Below are 24,861 nucleotides of genomic sequence, written 5' to 3' on the forward strand. Positions count from 1 at the left end.
CTAAGGCACTGCCTACCCCGTTAATTCTATCACATTTACAATAAAAAATAGACCTAAATACCACAACACCACACAAAACAGAGGGGGTTAACTTCAAAAATTAAGAAATATAACAAATACCCCCTCTAAAAACCTTTCACAGGTCTATTGAATGTGCTAATTTTACCATTCTGATAAATTTAGCTCACATAAAAACCATATATGAATATTTTTCAACGTTTTATTTGAAACGTTGAATTTTTATTTGATTAGACAAAAATAGCTGCTAATTATTCATCAGAAATGCTATTTTTGGATAAATACCATAATCTATGACGTTGAAGAAGCAAGGGTTGTACCTACCGGAATTTGAACATGACAACTGTGGCGCAGGTTTTATCTGTAGCCTTAAAGGAAAAAAGTCCAATGATATTATCCACAAAGCACTGGAGATATTAGATAAGTTAGAGCACCGTGGTGCTGTTAGCTCAGACGGAAAAACTGGTGATGGTGCCGGTATACTTATAGATATACCTCATGACTTCTTTAAAGCGGTTTGTGATTTTGAACTTCCTGAGCCAGGTGAATATGCCGTAGGTAACATCTTCTTGCCACAAAAGGAGAACCAACGTGAGTTCTGTATTTCTACATTTGAGGAAAACATAAAAAAACAAGGCTTAAAACTATTGGGTTGGAGAGATGTTCCTGTTAACCGATCTATTCCTGGCCGTGTTGCTATGGAAACGGAGCCTTTTGTTAAACAAGTTTTTGTTGCCAAGGAAAGTGATGAGCAGGACTATTTTAACTTTAACCTTAAATTGTTCGTTGCCAGAAAAGTTACAGAGCATACGGTAATCAACTCAAAACTATCTGAAAGCAAGTTCTTTTACGTACCTAGCCTTTCAACAAAAATTATCATATTTAAAGGGCTTTTGATGCCTAAGGACATCAGTCTATACTATAAGGACTTGATGGATCCTCGTGTGGTAACCCGTTTATCTCTGGTTCACCAACGTTTTTCCACCAACACCTTCCCTACTTGGGATTTGGCACAACCCTTCCGTTACATGTGTCATAATGGTGAAATAAACACGCTACGTGGTAACGTATCCAGAATGCGTTCTCGAGAAGAACTTTTGAAAAGTGATTGGTTTGGTGAGGATATAAAAAACATCCTACCTACTATACTTCCAGGTAAATCAGATTCCGCAACTATGGATATGGTTGTTGAACTTTTGTTGATGACCGGTAGGTCTTTACCAGAGGTTATGATGATTCTTATTCCTGAAGCATGGGAAAAGAACCCGGACATGTCCGAAGCAAAAAGAGCTTTCTACGAGTACCATTCTTGTATGATGGAACCATGGGACGGTCCTGCATCCGTACCTTTTACTGACGGAAACTATATTGGTGCCGTACTTGACCGTAACGGTCTACGCCCATCTAGATACACGGTTACAAAAGATGATTACGTTATCATGTCTTCTGAAACCGGTGTGGTGCAAATTGCTCCTGAAAATGTTGAATTCCACGGAAGACTGGAACCAGGTAAAATGTTCTTGGTAAACATGGAGGAGGGCCGCATCATTAACGATGAGGAAATTAAAGAAGACATCGCCAGCCGACTTCCTTATAAAGAGTGGTTGGACAACAACTTGGTTCACTTAAAGAATATACCTTATAATGATTGTCCGCTATTTTTAGGTGAAGCTTCGCTTGAAAAACGTAAATCTGTTTTTGGCTACACCTTAGAGGATATTAATACCATTATCCTTCCAATGGGAAAAACGGCAAAAGAACCGATTGGTTCTATGGGTTCGGATACACCTATTGCAGTACTATCTCAACGTCCACAGTTAATTTACAACTATTTTCAGCAGTTGTTCGCCCAGGTAACCAACCCACCATTAGATGGTATTCGTGAAGAATTGATTACTGATATTAGCCTTACCTTAGGTAGTGACCATAATATATTTGACTTCTCTGAATTACATTGTAGAAAATTAAAAATTCAGAACCCGGTTATTTCCAAAGAAGATTTGGATAAAATCAAAAATTACGATGCCAGTCCGGATTACAAGGTTGTTTCCATCCCTGTCCTTTATGAAATAGAAAGAGGTCATAACGGTTTGGAAGATGCTTTAGAAGCTATTTTGCAACAAGCATCAAAAGCTATAGATGAGGGTACTAATATTATTATCCTTTCGGATAGGAATGTAAGTCAGACTATGGCACCTATTCCTGCATTATTGGCCTGTTCATTTGTAAACAGTGGCTTGCAACGTTTAGGAAAGCGAAGTAAGCTTAGTATCATAATTGAATCTGCCGAACCAAGAGAAGTACACCATTTCTGTTTATTGTTCGGTTTTGGAGCCAGTGCAATTAACCCATACTTGGTAAATGAAATTATTGGCGAGCAAATAGAGGAGCATGATATAACCGATTTCACTTTTGAAGAAGCCGTTAAGAACTACAACAAAGCAGTTGGTAAAGGTATTCTTAAGGTGATGAACAAAATTGGAATCTCTACGCTAAACTCATACCGAGGCTCACAATTGTTTGAGTGTATAGGAATAAACACCAAGGTAGTAGATAAATATTTCCCTAACACACCTACCCGTATTCAAGGTATAGGCTTGTACCAAATAGAAAAAGAAGTAGCTAAACGTCATAAAAAAGCGTTCAACACCAAAGAAGTTGCCGCTAACCTTGATTTGGAAATGGGCGGAGATTACCGCTGGAGACGTGATGGCGAAAAACATATGTTCAACCCATTAACCGTTGCCAAGTTGCAAAAAGCCGTACGTGGTAACGAAAATGAGACGTACAAAGAGTACGCAGAAATGGTGAATGAACAGTCTAAAAACTTAATGACCATTCGTGGGCTATTTGAATTCTCCAATTACGATCCTATTCCATTGGACGAAGTTGAACCATGGACAGAAATCGTGAAGCGCTTTAAGACAGGAGCTATGTCTTACGGTTCTATTAGTAAAGAAGCACACGAAAACTTGGCAATAGCCATGAACCGTATTGGTGGTAAAAGTAATTCCGGCGAAGGTGGTGAAGATGCAGAACGTTTCTACAAAAATGCTACTGGAGATTGGAAGAACAGTGCCATTAAGCAGGTAGCTTCAGGACGTTTTGGAGTAACATCCGATTACCTGACCAATGCACAAGAAATACAGATTAAAATGGCACAGGGTGCCAAACCTGGTGAAGGTGGCCAACTACCTGGTCCAAAAGTAAACCCATCCATAGCCAAAACAAGAAACTCTACTCCTTACGTAGGGTTGATTTCGCCTCCACCACATCACGATATCTACTCAATCGAGGATTTATCACAGTTAATCTATGATTTAAAATCGGCTAACCGTGAAGCTCGTATAAATGTGAAGCTCGTTTCCGAAGTAGGTGTTGGTACCGTTGCGGCAGGGGTTTCTAAAGCCAAGGCAGATGTTGTTCTTATTTCCGGATTTGATGGAGGTACGGGAGCGTCTCCATTGACTTCCCTAAAACACGCTGGTCTACCATGGGAGCTTGGTATAGCGGAAGCGCAACAAACATTGGTCATGAACGACCTAAGAAACAGGATTGTTCTTGAGTGTGATGGTCAGCTTAAAACAGGACGTGATGTTGCTGTTGCTTGTCTCCTTGGAGCAGAAGAGTTTGGTTTTGCGACCGCTCCGCTTGTTGCTTCAGGATGTATTATGATGCGTGTTTGCCATCTAAACACATGCCCAGTAGGTATTGCAACCCAAAATCCTGAATTACGTAAGAAATTTGCAGGAAAACCGGAACACGTTGTAAACTACATGTATTTTGTAGCTCAGGAATTACGTGAAATAATGGCTCAACTAGGTTTCAGAACTATAAACGAAATGGTGGGTCAGGTTCAAAAACTAGACCGTAAGAAAGCTATTGATCATTACAAATCGGCAGGTATTGATTTAACTCCTATTTTATACGAGGTTGATGTACCGGCAGGAACCAAATTTTACAACACTCAGAAACAAACGCACGACATTGACAACTCAATTGAGTTTGATATTATAGCAAAAGCAAATCCGTCTTTATTTAGAAAGGAAAAGCTAACATTAGATTTCCCCATTAAAAATACGGATCGTGCCGTTGGAGCAATCATCAGTAATGAAATCTCTAAAGTATACGGGGCACAAGGCCTTCCTATCAATACTTTAAAACTGAACTTTACTGGTTCTGCGGGACAAAGTTTTGGTGCATTTGCCACCAGAGGTCTTACAATGACAGTAAACGGAAACACCAATGATTACCTTGGAAAAGGACTATCAGGGGCCAAATTGGTCATTAAAGTTCCAGAGAAATCTACCATTGTACCAGAAGACAATGTAATTACGGGTAACGTTACGCTTTACGGAGCAACCGCGGGACGTGCTTACATCAACGGAAAAGCAGGAGAACGTTTCTGCGTTCGTAACTCGGGAGCAAAAGCGGTAGTAGAAGGTATTGGAGATCATGGTTGTGAGTATATGACCGGAGGTGTGGCCGTAATACTTGGTGAAGTAGGAAGAAACTTTGGAGCTGGTATGAGTGGTGGTATCGCCTACATATATGATCAGAAAGGAACTTTCAGAAAAAAATGTAACAATGAGGACCTTAATTTGTTAGAGGTTACCGAAGATAATGATGTTAAACAATTGAAGGATTTAATAGAAAGTCACTACAACTCTACCTTGAGCCCATTGGCACAAAGAATTTTAGAGAAATGGGAAGATTGTCTACCTAAATTCATCAAGGTCTTACCTGAAGAATACAAACAGGCATTATTACGTATGGAAAGAGAAAAATTAGAAACTATTTAAAGTCGAGACATGGGAAAGATTACAGGATTTTTGGAATTCGATAGAAAAGTAGAATCATACGCGCCTGTTGAAGACCGCGTTAAAAATTATAATGAGTTTACCGTTGCCTTAAATGAGCCGGAGCTTAAGGAACAAGGTGCAAGATGTATGGATTGTGGTATTCCGTTTTGCCACAGTGGTTGCCCGTTAGGCAACCTTATTCCTGATTTTAACGATGCCGTATATCGTGGCAAATGGGAAAAGGCAGCAACCATTCTACACGCCACCAATAACTTTCCGGAATTTACCGGAAGACTTTGCCCTGCCCCATGCGAAGAAGCATGTGTTTTAGGCATCAACGAAGACCCGGTAACTATAGAAAATATAGAAAAGAATATTGTTGAAACCGCCTTTAAAAAAGGATGGATAGTTGCAAAACCTCCAACAACAAGAACCGGTAAAAAGGTAGCTATTGTAGGTTCCGGACCTGCCGGGCTTGCTGCGGCACAACAACTAAACCGTGCAGGACACACCGTTACCGTTTTTGAAAGAGATGAGAAACCAGGTGGACTACTACGTTATGGTATTCCAGATTTTAAGATGGAAAAACATATCATTGATCGCAGGCTAGAAGTTTTAGAAGAAGAAGGTATTGAGTTTAAGTGTGGTGTTCACGTTGGCAAGGATATTTCAGGTAAAGACCTTCAGAATGATTTTGATGCTGTAGTACTTTGTGGTGGTGCAACCGTTCGCAGAAACCTGCCAATAGAAGGAGCCGATTTAAATGGTGTGGTTCAGGCGATGGATTTCTTACCGCAGAACAATAGAAGAGTAGATGGCGTTAAAGAATTTGAAAACGAAATCATGGCCACGGGCAAAGACGTTATCGTTATTGGTGGTGGTGATACTGGGTCTGACTGTATAGGTACATCTATAAGACACGGGGCAACTTCTGTTTCAAATTTTGAAATCATGCCAATGTCCACAACCGAAAGACCGGAAGGACAACCTTGGCCTTTTTGGCCAATGCGCCTAAAAACAAGTACGTCCCACAAAGAAGGTGCGGAACGTTTCTTTAGCATATCTACTAAAAAATTCATTGGAGACGATAAAGGTAACCTAACTGGACTTATCACTACTCAGGTAGAGTGGATTAGAGAACCAGGAAAAGCTATGGTCTTAAAAGAAGTGGAAGGCACCGAAAAAGAGTGGAAGTGCGAATTGGCCCTATTAGCATTAGGTTTTACGGGATCTGAAATGACCATTGCCGAGCAATTGGGTATCGAAGCCGACGGAAGAACCAATATTAAGGCCAGCGAAAGCAACTATAAGACCAACGTTCCCGGCATCTTTGCTGCAGGTGACCAAAGACGAGGTCAATCCTTAATTGTTTGGGCCATTTCTGAAGGTCGCCAAGCCGCCCATCATGTAGACACCTATCTTATGGGAGAATCTGCTTTACCGTTAAAAGGTGAAGGAGATTTGCCAAGGGTGTAACCAGGGTTAGTTTTATATAACTAGAATTTATACGATCCAACCCAATTAATTGGGTTGGATTTTTTTTATCCACTACATCACGTAGCAAAAGGCCTTTTAGGTTTCCGTTATGAACATTAAAAAAGTTCTCTTTTACATGATTCTTAGTGCATTGGCATTTACCCTAATGAATGTCGCCGTAAAACAACTACAGCACTATAACGTCTATCAAATTGTATTTTTTAGGGGTTTTGGCTCGTTCCTACTCACAATGGCCATCCTAAAACGCTTGAAAGTTCCTGTATTGGGAAATAATAAAAAGCTTCTGGTGTTACGCGCAATTGTTGGTACAAGTTCTATGACCCTTTTCTTTATGTCATTGAAATATCTCACGGCAGGAACGGCGGTTTCACTTCGCTATCTAGCACCTATTTTCTCCGCCATATTTGCGATATTTTTATTGAAGGAAAAAATAAAACCAGTGCAATGGCTGTTTTTTATCGTTTCGTTTATTGGCGTTCTAATTCTAAAAGGACTGGACTCTAACCTAGATAACACAGGCCTTATTCTAATCTTTGGAGCGGCGGTATTAAGCGGACTAGTTTATATTATCATCAGTAAAATTGGACAAAGCGACCACCCTATTGTAATTGTAAATTACTTTATGCTTACTGCAACTTTTTTTGGCGGAATATTTGCCATACCCTACTGGCAGAACCCCATAGGAATAGATTGGCTCTTCTTTTCAACATTAGGTTTTTTCGGATTTATAGGGCAACTCTACATGACCAAAGCATTCCAAATAGCCTCCAACAATCTAGTTGCTCCCTTTAAATATCTTGAAGTACTCTTTACTGGACTAATTGGCTTTATGTGGCTAGGCGAAGTTTATACGCTATGGAGTTTAGTGGGTATTGTTTTAATCATAGCCGGTTTGGTAATGAACGTTGCCTACAAAGCCCGAGACAAAAGATATACGATGTAACACTTAATCTATTTATAAATTAAGTAAGTATAATGCCCTATTTTAAATTTGGCATAAAGATAACTCAATCACTAATCCTTTTTAGAAGTATACCTAAATATTAGTTAAAGAGGACCAATCAACACTGTAAAAACTCAAATGAAACGGACTTACGCCTTTCTAAGACAAGAAAGCGCACAAAAGAAATCACTGCTTGGCGTGGCTTTCTTTTATGCGCTAACTAACCTTTATATTTTGCAATATATTTTCGGCTTATTCAAAACTCTCAATACTCACCTGTTTTGAAGGCCAATAATCATCCTTACGGAACTCAAATTTGGTGGGCTTGTAATCACCAACCAAGGTAACATCTGCCCTTTCTGGAATGGGCAAATCAAGTCCCCAAAATATGCCATTTACCAGTAATCTTCTGGTACCTTCTACCAATAGGTCATTTGCGGCACCAACTGTAGACGTAAACGCTTTTCCTTTTTTACCATCAGGTAATTGGTAGCTCTTAATCCATGTAACGGGCATCAACTCTTCACCTAGGCTTTTTCCATCTTTGTTGGTAGTTGCAATTTCATCATCCGAGGGTCTCATTCCGTAAAACACGTCGTTTTCATCATACTCTCCTTTTCTATTCATAACCTGCCCTAAGATTATAGGCTGCGAGTCTCCAGGAAGGGGAAGTCTAACCCCGTACACATCACTAGCACCCCATACGTCTCCATCAGAAATTCCGTTGGTTATACCGGTTGTACCAGCGCCTATAGCTACCATTCCCTTTGTACTTTGGTGTTTATGGTGGCCATGATGATTGATCCAGGTTTCGCCAAGAACCAAGCGACCAAAACCGCCGTCCCATTCCGTCTTGTCTCCTTTGTAATTGAAACTATAGTGCGCATATGGAGAATTGGAATCTTCAGGAAAATTAAAACCATGGGTCGCAGTTCTTAATCCCATAACCGGTTTTCCAGATTTTAAATAATCGTCAATATGTTTCATTTGATTATCAGGCAGTGCTCTAAACCGGGTAAAGATTACCATCATATCCGCCGAAGTCAATGCCTCCAATCCCGGTATATTTTTAACGTAATTCGCATTTACAATACCTGGCTTATCTTCTTCCTGCGCAAATAGAACGGTACATTTAAACCCATGATGTTTAGATAAAATTTTTGCCAATTGGGGTAACGCTTCTTCGGAACGGTACTCCTCGTCTCCCGAAATCATAACGATATGCTTCGCATTGTCATTGGCTCCCTCATAGGTCAACCATTTTTTTGGAGCGTCTATTTCTTGAGCCATTTCGGGTTCTGTATCAATGGTTTTCTTTTGCTCTTTACACGCAAATAAAAATAGACAAATAACAATTGGCAGTATATTTTTCATTCTATTCTAGTTTAAAATATTTTATTTTTTGATTCCCAATCCTTCTGAGATGAGTTTAAATCCTTCAGTATACACCTCCTCAACCGGTGAATAGTTTCTCCATACATTAATAGCATTGGCAAATTCGGGTATAGTTGTACTAAAGGCTTCAATGGTTACCCAGCCTTTATAGTCTATTTCCTTGAGCCCTGAAAAAACGTCTGGCCAGTTCACTTGTCCCCTACCTGGTGTTCCCCTATCATTTTCACTAATGTGCACATGCTTTAGATAGGGCGCTATAGTTTTAATAGCACCAGATTGACTTTTCTCTTCTATATTGGCATGGTGCGTATCGAACATAGCTCCCAAATTTGGGTGATTTACCTCTTTTACCATATCACCTAAATCGGCCATGGTATTATATAGGTAACACTCAAATCTATTTACGGCTTCAGGCGTTAGAATAATATTTGCCCCTTTGGCATATTCTGCCGCCTTTAACAGCATTTCATTGCTCCACTTCTTTTCTTCCTGAGTGGGTGGTTTGCGAGTAAATAAGGCAAAAGTGGAATGAAAAGGTCCGCATAAAACCTGGGCATTGGCAGCCGCACCCATATCAATTGACCACTTTAAACGTTCCAGACCCGCTTCTCTTACTTTTTTATCGGGACTTGCAATATTTTGCTCAGCAGATAAAGAGGCTACACCGGTAACCCCCATATCCATTCCGGAAAAATGGTTGCCCAGCTGTGAATAATATTTTTCGGTTCCCTCTCCAAAAAAAAGCTCAATACCGTCATATCCGGTATCCTTTAGAGTATCTACAATACCAAAATGCTGCTCAGTGACATGATTAGTCCAAAGCAACATATTCATCCCTATTTTCATTGCGTAATGGTTTCTTTAAAATTTGTTGTGAAATAAATAAAACATGAAATTCAGTTCTGATTTCCTTCTAAAAATCGGGCCGGGGGACTTATGAATTCCATATAGTGAACAAAACTAGCGCTAAATGAAACTTTAAAATTCCTGTATTTTCTTAAAGATTGATACTTTTTTGCCATTTACTACGGAGTACAGCACACAGTCATACATAATTAAACTGATTTTTGAATCTTTAAAAATAGCTTCCTATACTCAAGGGGACTCATGTCTGTAATAGACTTAAATTGTCTATTAAAATTTGATAGTGCGTTATAGCCGCATTCATAACTAATTTGGGAAATATTAAAATTATCCTCTAAAAGCAATTTTCGGGCATGACCAATTCGTATCTCGTTAACAAAACGTGTAAAGGTCTTATTGGCCCTAGGCTTAAAATACCTACAAAATGAAGTTGTGGTCATGCTTAAAAGACCTGCGGCCTCGTCCAGAGATATATTGGTCTTAAAATTAGACATCACATAATCATACACTTTGCGCATTTTTTCCGCATCTCCACCTTTAAAAGCATTCATATAGTTAGGACTGGCCAACATCGTATACTCATTACTATTGGATAAGGTGTCTAATATTTTCAACAGATGTAAAATTCTCTTAAAACCCTGTTGGTTATCCAACTCTAAAATAAGTGCTATAATGGCTTCCCTTGTTTCTCCATAAAATTCTATACCCCTTAAAGAATGTTCTACAAGCTTATTTATCTTGTAAAACTCTTCCATCTCAAGAAGTGGTTCGTTTAAGAGCACATGATCAAAATAAATAACCAAGCCTCTAGTAGAAAGTTTACTGTCCTTTTGAAAATAGACATCGTCACTTCTCCATAAATGAGGAAGGTTGGGCCCCGTCATTACAAGGTCGCCTTCTTTGAAATTCTGTACATGATCACCTATAAATCGCGTTCCTTCTCCTTCTACGATATATGAAATCTGAAACTCAGGATGAAAATGCCAATTGGGATTAAAATAAGGACCAATAAGGTCTTTATAGATAAAAGTTTCCTTTGGCGTCAACGTCTTTTCTATACTTGGAGCACTCATAAATTTTCTCTATAAATACGTTTAGACCCCAATATATGATAAAAAAGTATCAACTTTTAATAAGATACAGGATAATTTAAATCAAAATCTATCATAGCTTTGTCTACAATCTCAACAACAATCTAATTTTATCGGCAAATTTTTAAAAATAGTTAAGCTAATGTGGATGCAAATTCCGATATTAACAAGTGTAAAAAGTACATTAATAATTTTAAGCCTATTTAGCTTGTAAGAGCGATATAAATACTCAACCAAGACCAAACCATCGTCATCTTAACTCAAAACAAAATTATTCTACCTATTATGAAAATTATTAAAACGATCGACAAAGCAAAGCTCATCATGACCTTTGTCGTAGCACTTTCATTTTTGGCATGTAGCGAAAAAGAAAACAACACCTTAACCGTAGATAAAAACTCTCGCATTGTTTTAGTAGGAAACAATTTAGGATCAAGAATGATGGAGTTTGGGCATTTTGAGACCGAAATGCAACTAAGGTATCCCACCGATTCCTTATATATTAGAAATATGTGCGATGGAGGAAACACTCCTGCCTTTAGACCACACGCCGCTAGAAAATCTCCATGGGCCTTTCCTGGAGCCGACAAGTTTGAACATGACCCAGGAAGCAGAATACACTTTGTTGAGGATGATGGCGGACACCAATCCGGAAGTGTAGGTCACTTTCCTACTCCCGATGAATGGATTACCAGCTTAAAACCGGATATCATACTTGCATTTTTTGGTTATATAGAATCTTTTGAAGGTCAAGAAGGTCTTGAAAATTATAGGGAAGAACTGCGTGCTTTCATAAAACATACTTTGGCCACCAAATATAACGGCATTGCTCCTCCACAGCTCGCCATTGTTTCGCCTATTGCTTTTGAAAATCTTTCGGCCAAAATGGATTTACCCGATGGTATACAGGAAAACACAAATTTGGCACTTTACACCAAAGCTATGAAAGAGGTGGCCAATGAAGAAGGTGTACTTTTTGTTGATGCGTTCGATGCTACAAAAAAATGGTACGAAACCGAAGATGAAGACCTTACCCAAGATGGGTTTCAGCTTACGGATTCTGGCTATAAAAAATTCGCCAAATTATTGGCCAACTCCGTATTTGGAGAAAAGCAAACTACTGAAACCAACAGCCAACTTGTTCATGAGGCCGTTATGGAAAAGAACTGGTTTTGGCTCAACGATTTTAAAATACCCAATAGCGTTCATGTTTACGGAAGACGGTACGACCCTTTTGGACCGGACAACTACCCTTTTGAGATTGCCAAAATTCGGGAAATAACGGCTATACGTGATACTGCCATCTGGATGGCCGCTACCGGTAAAAAAATGGACTTGGTCGCTGCCGATGCAAAAACAAAAAAATTGCCTAAGGTAGAGACCAACTATAAAGAAAGTGAAAAAAATGGGACTCCTAAATACCTCTATGGCCAAGAAGCTCTAGCTCAAATTAAAACCGCTCCAGGCTACAAAGTAGAACTTTTTGCCTCTGAAGAGCAGTTTCCTGATTTGGCCAATCCTGTTCAAATGTCTTTTGATAACAAGGGCCGTTTATGGGTGGCCGTAATGCCAAGTTACCCTCATTACAAAGCTGGAGACAGTAAACCAAATGATAAACTTCTCATTTTTGAAGACACGGATGGCGATAACAAGGCGGATAAGCAAACTGTTTTTGCAGACGGTCTACACCTTACCATTGGTTTTGAATTTGCTCCGGAAGGCGTGTACATGTCCCAAGGAACCAACCTAATTTTATTAAAGGATACCGATGGAGATGATAAAGCCGATAAAAAAGAAATAATTCTAAGTGGGTTTGATGATCATGATACACACCATGCTATCAGCGCCTTTACTACCGATCCATCCGGTGCTATTTATATGGGCGAAGGTACTTTTCTCCATTCCAATGTAGAAACGGCCTATGGAAGTGTTAGAGGGTCTAACGGAGGTTTTTACCGTTATAGTCCACAACGTCATCATCTTGAACGCACCGCCCAATTGGCAATTCCAAATCCATGGGGTATAGCTTTTGACGATTGGGGGCAGCCATTTTTTGAACATACCTCTGGCCCAGCTGCTACATGGATGATGCCGGGAACTATTGTTCCGCGTTACGGGGTAAGCTCTCCTATCCCAGAAAACCTTATTGAGAAAGACCATTTAGTGCGTCCTACTTCCGGCCTAGAATTTGTTTCTAGTCGTCATTTCCCGGATAATGTACAAGGAGATATGTTGATTAATAATACGATTGGATTTAGGGGAACCAAACAACACAAAATGGTAGATGACCCTAAAACTGCTGGCTATATCAGCAAACATAGACAAGACCTTATTTTTTCCGATGATAAAAATTTCCGCCCCGTAGATATGGAGTTCGCCCCAGACGGTTCACTTTACTTTTTGGATTGGAGCAACGTACTCATAGGTCATATGCAACACAATGCACGCGACCCACTAAGAGATCACGTACATGGTAGAATTTATAGGGTTACCTATCCCTCTAGACCATTGGTAAAACCAGCTAAGGTTGCAGGTGCAACAATAGATGAATTGTTGGACAACTTAAAATTACCGGAATACAGAACGCGTTACAGAACCAAAAGAGAATTACGTGCTCGTAACGCCGATGAGGTTTTGGCTAAATTGAATATCTGGGTTTCCAACCTTGATAAAAAAGATGAAAATTACGAACATAACCTTTTAGAGGCTCTTTGGGTTAGTTGGGGGCTTAACAATATTGATCATGATTTATTGACCCAATTATTAGGAGCTAAAGATTTTAGGGCACGTGCAGCTGCAGTTGAAGTATTGAGATATGGCGGGCACCAAATTAATGATCAAGCAGAGTTGTTGATGCAGGCAGCAAAAGATGACAATCCTAGAGTACGCCTTGAAGCATTGGTTGCCGCATCTAGACTAGGTAAAGATATTGGCATTCCTATTATTACCGAAGCCGGAAAAAAAGGATTGGATAAATGGATGAAAAAACCCTACGAATCTGCTCTTGCCCATTTAAACGGACATAGAGCTGGAGAAGAAGCTAAAGAAGTAATAGAAACAGATTTAAAAGGAAAAGATTTAGAACTGTTAATGGCTGGACAAGAAATTTATGAAAGGGATGGCTATTGTGCTACCTGTCACCAATCGGATGGCGAAGGCCTTAGCGCTTCAGGGTTCCCTCCTCTAGCAGGTTCAAAATGGGTAACCGGCAGTGAGGAAAGACTGATAAAACTCACCACAAACGGAATTATGGGCCCTATAGAGGTAAAAGGCAAGAAATATCCTGGTCAAGTACCCATGACTCCATTTGGCAAATTACTGAATGAAGAAGAGACTGCCGCTGTGCTTACCTATGTCAGAAATACATTTGGCAACAAAGCTTCAGCCATTTCACCTGAAAAAGTGAAAGAAGTTCAGGAACAGATTAAAGATAAAGAAGGGTTCTATTCTCCCGAAGAATTACTTCAGGAGCACCCAATGAAATAATTTAAACATATACCATTCTACCATTTGCAAAGGGGACATTCTTATGAGTGTCTCCTTTGTTTTTTCTTCACGTTAGAAAATTTTGATATTGTTTTACAGAATGAGCAGCCGTTCTCTTCAATTACAAAACTGATACTATTTTATCTTTTGTTAAAACAAAAAAATACCACTCTTCTAAGCCTCTTAAACTTCCATTTAACCCTTTAGCAAAAAAAACAAAATCCTCAACCCATACCATTCAACAAAAATAGCAAGCATTGATAATTTCTTAAAAAATCTTCCCAACTCTGTTTTTTAATACCACTTTCTAAACTTCAAAAAACAATCCGCAACCAAAATAAAGGTCTTCCTCCTCCTCATTTTTTTGTATCAAAAATTATAGCGACTAAAAATGCGATATTAAAAAAACAAGAAAGCCAATAATATCAAATAATCAAAAAATGACAAAAAAATACCATTATTAGTAAAATTACAGGTGTACTCGCACACTACATACAATTACATTTGAAGGAAATCCCCCTAACTAATTCATCAACTTAAACTTTTAGACTATGACTTCAATGTTATCATCTTTTAAGATCAAACAGTTTTGCATCTTATTAGGTCTTCAAATTGTATCTCTCCAATCTTCCTTTGGGGCTAGTTTATCTATCGATTCAATTGATAGGTTTACAGAAAGAAATGACACCGTTCGGCTACTCATCAAGAATGATCAGGACAACGTAATTACGGGTACCGTTAACGACCAAGGCAACCAACCTTTACCTGGTGCAAGTATTATTGAAAAAGGCACAACAAATGGCGTAACCACAGACTTTGATGGAAATTTCTCCATTGAAGTTAGCAATCAAGATGCCGTACTGGTTATCTCTTATATAGGATATGCTACGAGAGAAGTACCCATTAATGGCCAAAACAATATAACAATCGGCCTTGAGGAAAATGCATCTGCTTTAGACGAAGTAGTACTGGTTGGCTATGGCACCCAAAAGAAGAGTGATTTAACTGGTGCCGTGGGCTCCGTAAAAGCGGAGGAACTAGCCGAAAGACCAGCCGCGTCTATGAACCAAGCCATTGCCGGTAAGGTTTCAGGGGTTAACATTACTTCAGGATCAGGTAGGCCCGGAGGTAGAACTGTTGTTAGAATTCGTGGAAACACCTCGGTAAGTATTGCCAACACACCACTATATGTTATTGACGGCGTAATCCTTAGCGCCGCTAGTCTACCCAACGGAAGCACGCCCATAGATTACATGAACCCTAACGATATTGAATCTATTGAAGTACTTAAAGATGCGTCGGCAACAGCTATTTATGGGGCTAGAGGTGCAAACGGTGTAATTCTGGTTACTACAAAAAGAGGCACAACAAGTGGTGGTGGCCGTCTTAACTATGATGTAGATTTTAGCATAGGAACACTCCCCAAAAAGCTTAATTTATTAAACTCAGAAGAATTTCTTCAAGTAGAAGAAACGGCGTACGCCAATGCAGAAAAGTTTGACCCTGAAGGTTGGGCAGGAGGTAGGTATACAGATCCTAGACTCAAAAGAACCGACCCAAGGTTGTTTGATTCTGAAGGAAACCCTCTATACGATACGGATTGGCAAGATGAAGCTATTAGAACTTCGTTTACACAAAACCATCAACTTTCTTTTACCGGAGGAACCCAAAAGGGCAACTACGGACTTTTTATGGGCTTTCGAGATGAACAAGGACTTATTATAGAATCATGGTTAAAGCGTTATTCGGCTAGATTCACAATGGATTCCGATATCACGGATTGGTTAAGAGTTGGTGGTAGCTTAGGTTATAATGACCAAAATGAAAAACAAGTAGACCAATTAGGTGGTGGCGGTATCACCACAATGCGTCAAGTTTTTGAAGCGCTTCCTATTATACCCGTCACTTATGAAGATGGCACATGGGGCTCTAACATAGATTATCCCGGCATGGAAGGTGGCGGAAGTCCTGTTGCTGTGGCCAATGATAGAAGGTACTTCCTCAAGACTCAAACCGTTTTAGGTAATTTCTATAGCAACATTGCCTTCAATAAAAATTTACAATTGAGAACTACAGTTGGGGCAAACGTCATAAATCAAAGGAATGACTACTACGGAGGTCGCGACTTAAGATATATTGCCAGACCTGATGGAGCGGCCTATGTTTCAAACGGAAGATATAACTCTTGGCAGTTTGAAAATTATTTGACCTATAACAAGGATTTTGAAAACGAAAATTCGTTAACAGCCATGCTGGGACTTTCTTGGCAGCACATAGATGAATTTGAGTCCAAAGCGGAAACTAGGGGTTTTGCAGATGATTTTTACGGTTTCAACAATCTTGGAGCCGGGTCCAATCCGCAAACGCCAACGTCAAGTAAAATAGCATACGGACTTAACTCTTATTTTGGCCGTGTAAACTATAACCATCAAAACAAATATTTGCTAACCTTAACAGGAAGAGCGGATGGGTCTTCCAAATTTGGTCCAGAAAATCAATTTGCATTCTTCCCTTCGGCGGCTTTGGCATGGAGAGTATCCAACGAAGATTTTCTGTCCCAAAGCGAAACCATTTCCAACCTAAAAATAAGGGCTAGCTATGGAGCCACAGGAAACTCAGAAATTAAAGCTTATAGAGCTTTAGCAGGTCTTGAAAGTGGGTCCGTAATCTTTGCAGGAGACCGCGCTTCCTTTAATATACCGGAACGAATGGCCAATCCAGATTTAAAATGGGAAAAAACAGAGCAGGTAGATGCAGGAATTGAGCTTGGCCTGCTAAACAACCGCATAGCAATAGAACTTGATGTATACCGTAAATTAACTACAGACATGCTCTTGGATGCTCCTGTTCCTTCTACCAGTGGTTTTACAAGCGTTTTCCAAAATGTGGGCAGTATGGAAAATAAAGGGGTTGAGTTTACCTTAAATACTACCAACATTGATAACGAGGTATTTGGATGGGATTCAAATTTTAATATTTCCATAAATAAGAACAAGGTTGTAGCATTAACGGGAGGTTCTGATATTTTCCTTGGGTCCACGCTAATACGAGAAGGAGAACCGGTAGGAACTTTCTTTGGTTATATTGATGAAGGTACATGGAATACAGATGAGGCCGCCGAAGCAGCCATTTATGACAGACTTCCCGGCGACATTAAATACAAAGACCTAAACGATGATGGAGCCATAAATAGTGATGATAGAGCTATCATAGGAAAAGGAATTCCAGATGGTTTTGGAACTTTCTCCAACACATTTAGATACGGCAATCTTGAGCTATTGGTTGATCTTCAATTTCAATATGGTAACAGTCTCATGTACCGTGATGAGCATTCGGCCGAAGACCGTCAGACCATTGCCAACAGCTTTTCTACTGTATTGAATGCTTGGACACCTGACAATCAAGATACAGATATAGCTCAAATTAGACCTATAGCCGCTGGATATGACACCAATAATGATTCTGGAAAATTAAAGGATGCCTCTTTCTTAAGAGGAAGAAACTTAATGCTTTCCTATGTCTTTAACCCTGAACTTACAAAGCGCTTACATTTAAACCGCCTAAGACTCTATACGTCTGTTCAGAACTTCTTTGTATCCACAAAATTTCCCGGGTACGATCCAGAAAGCTCCAATGGAGGAGGCACGTTTGACCAAGGTTACTCCTTATATGATTACCCAAGACCCCGCACATTTATGATTGGGCTTAATGTTGGATTATAATAATATAAAACGATAAAAAATGAAAACCTATAAAAACATCATAAGAACTATAGTGGCCCTGACCGCTATATCGCTTACAACTTCATGTAGTGACTTTTTAGATGAAGAAGACGAGTCCAATTTTACTACTGATACCTATTTCACCAAAGCAGAACATGCCGAAAGTGCAGTAAATGGTATATATGAACCTCTAGTTCCTATTACAAACAGTGGGTTCGGAGGAGGAACTTGGCTCATGCTAGAATTTGCAACTGGTTTAGCAAATACTTCTTTAGGACAAGCCACCAACATTTATTTAGTCAAAGATTTGATTAATAATTCGGACAACGGATACGGAAGTAGCTTTTGGAATGAATACTATACAGGTATATCAAGAGCAAATTTAGCCATTGAAAAAATTCCGGAAATAAACATGGATGAGACCGCTAAACAGAACTATTTGGCGGAAGCTAAGTTTTTTAGGGCTTATTATTATTTTGGACTAGTAAGAATGTTCGGTAACATTCCAATTATTACAGAATCCGTAGACTTAACTTCAGAACAGCTATACCCTGAACAAGCTTCACCAGAAGCGGTTTACGACCTTATTGTATCAGATTTAACTGAAGCCGAAAATTCCTCCCTACCGTGGAGAGATGAATCAGGTAGAGTAACATTAGGAGCGATTAAAACATTGTTGGCAGATGTTTATTTGACTATGGGCGGATACCCTCTTCAAAAAACGGAAAATTTTCAACTAGCTGCCAATAAAGCCAAAGAAGTAATAGACTCTGGCCAGTATACTATATTCGATTCTTATGATGATTTACATAACCCCGCTACTAAAAATACAGGGGAGTACATCTTTATGACGCAATTTGCCGCCAACATACAATCGGCAAACTGGCAACCGGCAATTCTACCGTACAATTTAGGAATCTCAGCCTACTCAGCACAGACTGGAGGTATATTTTCAACCAATGAATTTGCAAATTCCTATGAAGCGGGAGATAAACGTGCCGAAGAAAAGCAATTCTATTTTACAAGCTACTCTTTGGAAGCGGATAGAAGTGACAGTGTTAATTTGGGCGCTCCATATATATTTAAGCATTTTGATGTTCAGGCCAATGAAGAAAGCGCACAATCCGATTTAAATTGGTGCATCTATCGTTATTCTGATGTGTTATTAATGTATGCCGAAGCTGCTAATGAAGCAGAAGGAACACCCTCCGCAGATGCGTATGCAGCCATTAATGAAATTAGACAACGTGCTGAAATTGCGGATTTATCCGGTCTATCACAAGAAGCATTTAGAAATGCAGTACGAATAGAAAGAATTCATGAACTAAGCTTTGAGAACAAAACTTGGTTTGACATGGCTAGATGGAGAAAAGCTTATAACCCAGAAACCAATCAACTAGAAGATTTTGTAGGGCACAACTTTTCCTACCTCCCCAATAAAGCATTAACAGAAAGAGAACTCCTGTTCCCAATTCCAACATCAGAAATGCAAAACAACCCTAGCCTATCGCAAAACACAGGTTACTAATACATAAGATACTTTTAAGAATTTCTTTTTTTTGATAGTTAGTTGATAGTGAAGATAGCCCTTGGTTTTACCAAGGGTTATTTTTTGTGGCACCTTTCATAAGAAGAAGACACTCTCTAAGGTAATTAAAAACACTCTATAGATTGTTTGGAGACGGATATCCTTATCTCGAATACAATTAGCTTAACCGTGTTTGCACATAGTGGATAGTCATATACAATCACGCTAATCACAAATTAAACCAACTCCCACCGTTCGGGACGGGACAAAAAAAAGGTCCCGACCAGTAAAACTGATCGGGACCTCGAAGCAAGGCGGCTTCCTACTCTCCCACCTATTGGCAGTACCATCGGCGCTGGCGGGCTTAACTTCCCTGTTCGGAATGGAAAGGGGTGGGCCCCGCCGCCATGGCCACCTAAATTTTGGATATTTTGATACTTGGCCCTTTCGCTATCGCAGCGGCCGAAGTATGACATAATAATGGGACAGGTATGAAGAGGGGAAAACAGCGTTCCCTTTAAGTAAAAAGGTCGAAAGTTATAGAGAAAAGGTTGTCGCCCTTTCCCGCACAGGGCGGGAAAGGGACTTATGTTGCGCAAGCCGTACGGACAATTAGTACCACTCGGCTACGGACATTACTGCCCTTGCACCTATGGCCTATCGACGTGGTCGTCTCCCACGGTCCTTTAAAGAAATCTCATCTTGCGGTTGGTTTCGCGCTTATATGCTTTCAGCGCTTATCCAATCCCGACATAGCTACCCGGCAATGCCCCTGGCGGGACAACCGGTGCACCAGCGGTCGGTCCGGCCCGGTCCTCTCGTACTAGGGCCAGGTCCGCTCGAATTTCTAACGCCCGCAGTAGATAGAGACCGAACTGTCTCACGACGTTCTGAACCCAGCTCGCGTGCCACTTTAATGGGCGAACAGCCCAACCCTTGGGACCTTCTCCAGCCCCAGGATGTGACGAGCCGACATCGAGGTGCCAAACCCCCCCGTCGATATGAGCTCTTGGGGGAGATCAGCCTGTTATCCCCGGCGTACCTTTTATCCTTTGAGCGATGGCCCTTCCATGCGGAACCACCGGATCACTATGCTCTTGTTTCCAACCTGTTCGACCTGTATGTCTCACAGTCAAGCGCCCTTGTGCCATTGCACTCTACGTACGATTGCCGACCGTACTGAGGGCACCTTTAGAAGCCTCCGTTACTCTTTTGGAGGCGACCACCCCAGTCAAACTACCCACCACGCACTGTTCCCTCTTGGAGGGTTAGGCCCCGGACAAGCAAAGGCTGGTATTTCAACGGTGACTCCAACACACCTGGCGGTGCGCCTTCAAAGTCTCCCAGCTATCCTACACATTGCTTGACCAAGGTCAATACGAAGCTATAGTAAAGGTGCACGGGGTCTTTTCGTCCCACTGCGGGTAACCGGCATCTTCACCGATACTACAATTTCACCGAGCTCATGGCCGAGACAGTGTCCAGATCGTTGCACCATTCGTGCAGGTCGGAACTTACCCGACAAGGAATTTCGCTACCTTAGGACCGTTATAGTTACGGCCGCCGTTTACTGGGGCTTCAGTTCAATGCTTCCTCCCGAAGGATTCACATCTCCCCTTAACCTTCCAGCACCGGGCAGGTGTCAGGCCCTATACTTCATCTCTCGATTTTGCAGAGCCCTGTGTTTTTGATAAACAGTCGCCTGGACCTCTTCACTGCGGCCCATCTAAAAGATGGGCGACCCTTCTCCCGAAGTTACGGGTCTATTTTGCCTAGTTCCTTAGCCATGAATCTCTCGAGCGCCTTAGAATACTCATCCCAACCACCTGTGTCGGTTTACGGTACGGGCCGCACATCTCGCTTTTCTTGGAAGTCGATACGCTGGATTATCACCTTGGCCGTAGCCTCGGTGTACTATCGCGGTGTTACCACTCGCTTCAACGTGCAATTCCGTCTGCACGCACCAACTTCTCGCCTCCGTCGCTTTCAATGATGTGCGGGTAGCAGAATATTAACTGCTTGTCCATCCACTTCCCCCTTCGGGTCCGCGTTAGGTCCCGACTGACCCCCAGCTGATTAGCATAGCTGGGGAAACCTTGGTCTTTCGGCGTGCGGGTTTCTCGCCCGCATTATCGTTACTTATGCCTACATTTTCGTTTGTAGCTCCTCCAGCATCCCTCGCAGGTACACCTTCAACGGCACTACAATGCTCCCCTACCCCTTGTATGAATACAAAGCCATGGCTTCGGTAATATGCTTATGCCCGATCATTATCCATGCGGAACCGCTCGACCAGTGAGCTGTTACGCACTCTTTAAATGAATGGCTGCTTCCAAGCCAACATCCTGGCTGTCAATGCAGTTCCACCGCGTTTTTTCAACTTAGCATATATTTTGGGACCTTAGCCGATGGTCTGGGTTCTTTCCCTCTCGGACATGGACCTTAGCACCCATGCCCTCACTGCGCAGAAACGTTTTATAGCATTCGGAGTTTGTCAGGAATTGGTAGGCGGTGAAGCCCCCGCATCCAATCAGTAGCTCTACCTCTATAAAACTATCTACACGCTGCACCTAAATGCATTTCGGGGAGTACGAGCTATTTCCGAGCTTGATTGGCCTTTCACCCCTACCCACAGGTCATCCCAAGACTTTTCAACGTCAACGGGTTCGGTCCTCCACTATGTGTTACCACAGCTTCAACCTGCCCATGGGTAGATCGCACGGTTTCGCGTCTACTACTACTAACTATGGCGCCCTGTTAAGACTCGCTTTCGCTACGGCTCCGGACCTGAAGTCCTTAACCTTGCTAGTAAAAGTAACTCGTAGGCTCATTATGCAAAAGGCACGCCGTCACCCCGAAGGGCTCCGACCGCTTGTAAGCGTATGGTTTCAGGATCTTTTTCACTCCGTTGTTCACGGTTCTTTTCACCTTTCCCTCACGGTACTGGTTCACTATCGGTCTCTCAGGAGTATTTAGTCTTGGCGGATGGTCCCGCCGGTTTCACACAGGGTTTCACGTGCCCCGCGCTACTCAGGATACCGCTATCTTGCAGGTCTTTACCTATACCGGGCTATCACCGTCTATGGCCAGGCTTTCCAACCTGTTCTAGTTCATTGCTGTTCGAATATCGCGGTCCTACAACCCCGCACATGCCGGAACATGTACGGTTTGGACTAATCCGGTTTCGCTCGCCGCTACTCCCGGAATCACTTTTGTTTTCTCCTCCTCCGGCTACTTAGATGTTTCAGTTCACCGGGTTTGCCTCCTTGCGGATAACATGTCTTCAACATGCTGGGTTGCCCCATTCGGATACCTGCGGATCATATCGTATGTGCCGATCCCCGCAGCTTTTCGCAGCTTATCGCGTCCTTCATCGCCTCTGAGAGCCTAGGCATTCCCCATACGCCCTTATCTAGCTTGTCGCCAGACCTTTTGTTCTATTCGTATTTCGTACTCTTTACTTAAAAAATTCGTGTTTTCTTTTTCTTCAGTACATATATCCCGAAAGATATACGTCCTGTCCCAATATGTCAATGAACTTGTGGCGAGTCGCCACGGACAATTAAAAATTACCCTTGTGGCCACTCATGCAATACTTGAAGACAAATCAATTATCTCCAGGCACCGCCTGGTGGAGAATATCGGAGTCGAACCGATGACCTCCTGCGTGCAAGGCAGGCGCTCTAGCCAGCTGAGCTAATCCCCCATATACTAGTAGTTAGCATATAGTAGTCAGTAGTCAGTACTTCCAACTACTACTCAACTTCTAGAATTTCCTATTCAATATTATTCTCAATGAACGTGCGCACCTAACAAAAGGTGCCCTTTGTAGTCCCAGGCAGACTCGAACTGCCGACCTCTACATTATCAGTGTAGCGCTCTAACCAGCTGAGCTATGGGACTGTCCCTACCACTCTTTGTACTCCGTACCAAAAGAGGTATCTTATATTATTAATGTGGAGACTCTATCCTATACTTACAGATCTTGTACGACTTGAATATTTAGAACGAGGCGTCGGGGCCCTTGACAATTCCGAAGGCCGAAGCTCTAGAAAGGAGGTGTTCCAGCCGCACCTTCCGGTACGGCTACCTTGTTACGACTTAGCCCTAGTTACCGATCTTGCCCTAGGCCGCTCCTTGCGGTGACGGACTTCAGGCACTCCCGGCTTCCATGGCTTGACGGGCGGTGTGTACAAGGCCCGGGAACGTATTCACCGGATCATGGCTGATATCCGATTACTAGCGATTCCAGCTTCACGGGGTCGAGTTGCAGACCCCGATCCGAACTGTGACCGGTTTTGTGGATCCGCTCTGCGTTACCGCATGGCTTCCCGCTGTACCGGCCATTGTAGCACGTGTGTGGCCCAGGACGTAAGGGCCGTGATGATTTGACGTCGTCCCCACCTTCCTCACGGTTTGCACCGGCAGTCCCGTTAGAGTCCCCGACATGACTCGCTGGCAACTAACGGTAGGGGTTGCGCTCGTTATAGGACTTAACCTGACACCTCACGGCACGAGCTGACGACAACCATGCAGCACCTTGCAAATTGCCCGAAGGAAAAGTCATCTCTGACCCTGTCAATATGCATTTAAGCCCTGGTAAGGTTCCTCGCGTATCATCGAATTAAACCACATGCTCCACCGCTTGTGCGGGCCCCCGTCAATTCCTTTGAGTTTCATTCTTGCGAACGTACTCCCCAGGTGGGATACTTATCACTTTCGCTTGGCCGCCCAGGTCTCAAGGACCCGGACAGCTAGTATCCATCGTTTACGGCGTGGACTACCAGGGTATCTAATCCTGTTCGCTCCCCACGCTTTCGTCCATCAGCGTCAGTCGATGGTTAGTCAGCTGCCTTCGCAATCGGTGTTCTATGTAATATCTATGCATTTCACCGCTACACTACATATTCCGCCAACTTCACCATAACTCAAGACCGACAGTATCAAAGGCAATTCTACCGTTGAGCGGCAGACTTTCACCCCTGACTTATCGGCCCGCCTACGGACCCTTTAAACCCAATAATTCCGGATAACGCTCGGACCCTCCGTATTACCGCGGCTGCTGGCACGGAGTTAGCCGGTCCTTATTCTTACGGTACCGTCAGTGGGCTACACGTAGCCCTTTTTCTTCCCGTATAAAAGCAGTTTACTACCCATAGGGCATTCTTCCTGCACGCGGCATGGCTGGATCAGGCTCCCGCCCATTGTCCAATATTCCTCACTGCTGCCTCCCGTAGGAGTCTGGTCCGTGTCTCAGTACCAGTGTGGGGGATCCCCCTCTCAGGGCCCCTACCCATCGCGGTCTTGGTGAGCCGTTACCTCGCCAACTAACTAATGGGACGCATACTCATCCCCTACCGTAACCTTTAACCATAAATACGATGCCGTAATATGGTACCATGTGGTATTAATCCAAATTTCTCTGGGCTATCCCACAGTAGGGGGCAGATTGTATACGCGTTGCGCACCCGTGCGCCGGTCGTCAACATCTAGCAAGCTAGACTTGTTACCCCTC

9 protein-coding genes, 2 tRNA genes and 3 rRNA genes (1 of these 14 cut by a window edge) are annotated in these 24,861 nt (G+C 42.1%); 6 read left to right on the top strand and 8 right to left on the bottom strand.

Features of this window, described 5'->3' with window-relative positions:
• Positions 1–311: 311 nt before the first annotated feature.
• From gltB to SJY45_RS09685, 3 genes are all read left to right on the top strand, one after another.
• The gene (gene gltB, locus SJY45_RS09675) at positions 312–4,820 is read left to right on the top strand and encodes a glutamate synthase large subunit (RefSeq protein WP_400070346.1); all 4,509 of its coding nucleotides are present in this window, start codon (positions 312–314) and stop codon (positions 4,818–4,820) included.
• A 9-nt stretch (positions 4,821–4,829) separates the two neighbouring features.
• On the top strand, positions 4,830–6,296 hold the full coding sequence (locus SJY45_RS09680) for a glutamate synthase subunit beta (protein WP_215911880.1): 1,467 nt from the start codon (positions 4,830–4,832) through the stop codon (positions 6,294–6,296).
• A gap of 109 nt (positions 6,297–6,405) precedes the next feature.
• Positions 6,406–7,260: a DMT family transporter gene (locus SJY45_RS09685; protein WP_400070348.1), complete on the top strand. Its 855-nt coding sequence runs from the start codon at positions 6,406–6,408 to the stop codon at positions 7,258–7,260.
• Between the two features lie 252 nt (positions 7,261–7,512).
• Here SJY45_RS09685 and SJY45_RS09690 read toward each other — a convergent pair whose 3' ends face one another.
• The 3 genes from SJY45_RS09690 to SJY45_RS09700 form a co-directional block, all read right to left on the bottom strand.
• The gene (locus SJY45_RS09690) at positions 7,513–8,634 is read right to left on the bottom strand and encodes a hypothetical protein (protein WP_400070350.1); all 1,122 of its coding nucleotides are present in this window, start codon (positions 8,632–8,634) and stop codon (positions 7,513–7,515) included.
• Positions 8,635–8,655: 21 nt separating this feature from the next.
• The gene (locus SJY45_RS09695) at positions 8,656–9,501 is read right to left on the bottom strand and encodes a sugar phosphate isomerase/epimerase (RefSeq protein WP_215441082.1); all 846 of its coding nucleotides are present in this window, start codon (positions 9,499–9,501) and stop codon (positions 8,656–8,658) included.
• A gap of 209 nt (positions 9,502–9,710) precedes the next feature.
• A complete protein-coding gene (locus SJY45_RS09700; RefSeq protein WP_215441081.1) occupies positions 9,711–10,592 on the bottom strand; it encodes an AraC family transcriptional regulator in 882 nt (293 codons plus the stop codon).
• A 303-nt stretch (positions 10,593–10,895) separates the two neighbouring features.
• Here SJY45_RS09700 and SJY45_RS09705 point away from each other — a divergent pair, with 303 nt between their 5' ends.
• The 3 genes from SJY45_RS09705 to SJY45_RS09715 all read left to right on the top strand — a co-directional run bounded on the left by SJY45_RS09705 (position 10,896) and on the right by SJY45_RS09715 (position 19,346).
• Positions 10,896–14,096, top strand: a complete 3,201-nt coding sequence (locus SJY45_RS09705) for a PVC-type heme-binding CxxCH protein (RefSeq protein WP_400070353.1) — start codon at positions 10,896–10,898, stop codon at positions 14,094–14,096.
• A gap of 551 nt (positions 14,097–14,647) precedes the next feature.
• Complete coding sequence (locus SJY45_RS09710; protein ID WP_400070355.1) at positions 14,648–17,818, top strand: SusC/RagA family TonB-linked outer membrane protein; 3,171 nt, start codon at positions 14,648–14,650, stop codon at positions 17,816–17,818.
• A 19-nt stretch (positions 17,819–17,837) separates the two neighbouring features.
• Positions 17,838–19,346: a RagB/SusD family nutrient uptake outer membrane protein gene (locus SJY45_RS09715; protein WP_400070357.1), complete on the top strand. Its 1,509-nt coding sequence runs from the start codon at positions 17,838–17,840 to the stop codon at positions 19,344–19,346.
• Between the two features lie 309 nt (positions 19,347–19,655).
• Here SJY45_RS09715 and rrf read toward each other — a convergent pair.
• The 5 genes from rrf to SJY45_RS09740 all read right to left on the bottom strand — a co-directional run.
• Positions 19,656–19,765: ribosomal RNA gene (rrf, locus tag SJY45_RS09720) — 5S ribosomal RNA — on the bottom strand.
• Between the two features lie 172 nt (positions 19,766–19,937).
• A 23S ribosomal RNA gene (locus SJY45_RS09725) occupies positions 19,938–22,770 on the bottom strand.
• Between the two features lie 205 nt (positions 22,771–22,975).
• Positions 22,976–23,052 (bottom strand) — tRNA-Ala (locus SJY45_RS09730).
• 123 nt (positions 23,053–23,175) lie between these two features.
• Positions 23,176–23,249: transfer RNA gene (locus SJY45_RS09735), tRNA-Ile, on the bottom strand.
• A gap of 149 nt (positions 23,250–23,398) precedes the next feature.
• Positions 23,399–24,861: ribosomal RNA gene (locus SJY45_RS09740) — 16S ribosomal RNA — on the bottom strand; it runs 63 nt beyond the window's last position.
• The 16S, 23S and 5S rRNA genes sit together here with 2 tRNA genes alongside, the layout of an rRNA operon.

Source organism: Zobellia russellii (genome assembly GCF_044597075.1).
GTDB classification, from domain to species: domain Bacteria; phylum Bacteroidota; class Bacteroidia; order Flavobacteriales; family Flavobacteriaceae; genus Zobellia; species Zobellia russellii.

What these genes read in the sequence shown, in the direction of transcription:
- SJY45_RS09680 (WP_215911880.1), top strand. Translation starts at nt 4,830, where the DNA reads ATGGGAAAGATTACAGGATTTTTGGAATTCGATAGAAAAGTAGAATCA.
- SJY45_RS09685 (WP_400070348.1), top strand. Translation starts at nt 6,406, where the DNA reads ATGAACATTAAAAAAGTTCTCTTTTACATGATTCTTAGTGCATTGGCA.
- SJY45_RS09695 (WP_215441082.1), bottom strand. Translation starts at nt 9,501, where the DNA reads ATGAAAATAGGGATGAATATGTTGCTTTGGACTAATCATGTCACTGAG.
- SJY45_RS09700 (WP_215441081.1), bottom strand. Translation starts at nt 10,592, where the DNA reads ATGAGTGCTCCAAGTATAGAAAAGACGTTGACGCCAAAGGAAACTTTT.
- SJY45_RS09690 (WP_400070350.1), bottom strand. Translation starts at nt 8,634, where the DNA reads ATGAAAAATATACTGCCAATTGTTATTTGTCTATTTTTATTTGCGTGT.
- gltB (WP_400070346.1), top strand. Translation starts at nt 312, where the DNA reads ATGACGTTGAAGAAGCAAGGGTTGTACCTACCGGAATTTGAACATGAC.
- SJY45_RS09715 (WP_400070357.1), top strand. Translation starts at nt 17,838, where the DNA reads ATGAAAACCTATAAAAACATCATAAGAACTATAGTGGCCCTGACCGCT.
- SJY45_RS09710 (WP_400070355.1), top strand. Translation starts at nt 14,648, where the DNA reads ATGACTTCAATGTTATCATCTTTTAAGATCAAACAGTTTTGCATCTTA.
- SJY45_RS09705 (WP_400070353.1), top strand. Translation starts at nt 10,896, where the DNA reads ATGAAAATTATTAAAACGATCGACAAAGCAAAGCTCATCATGACCTTT.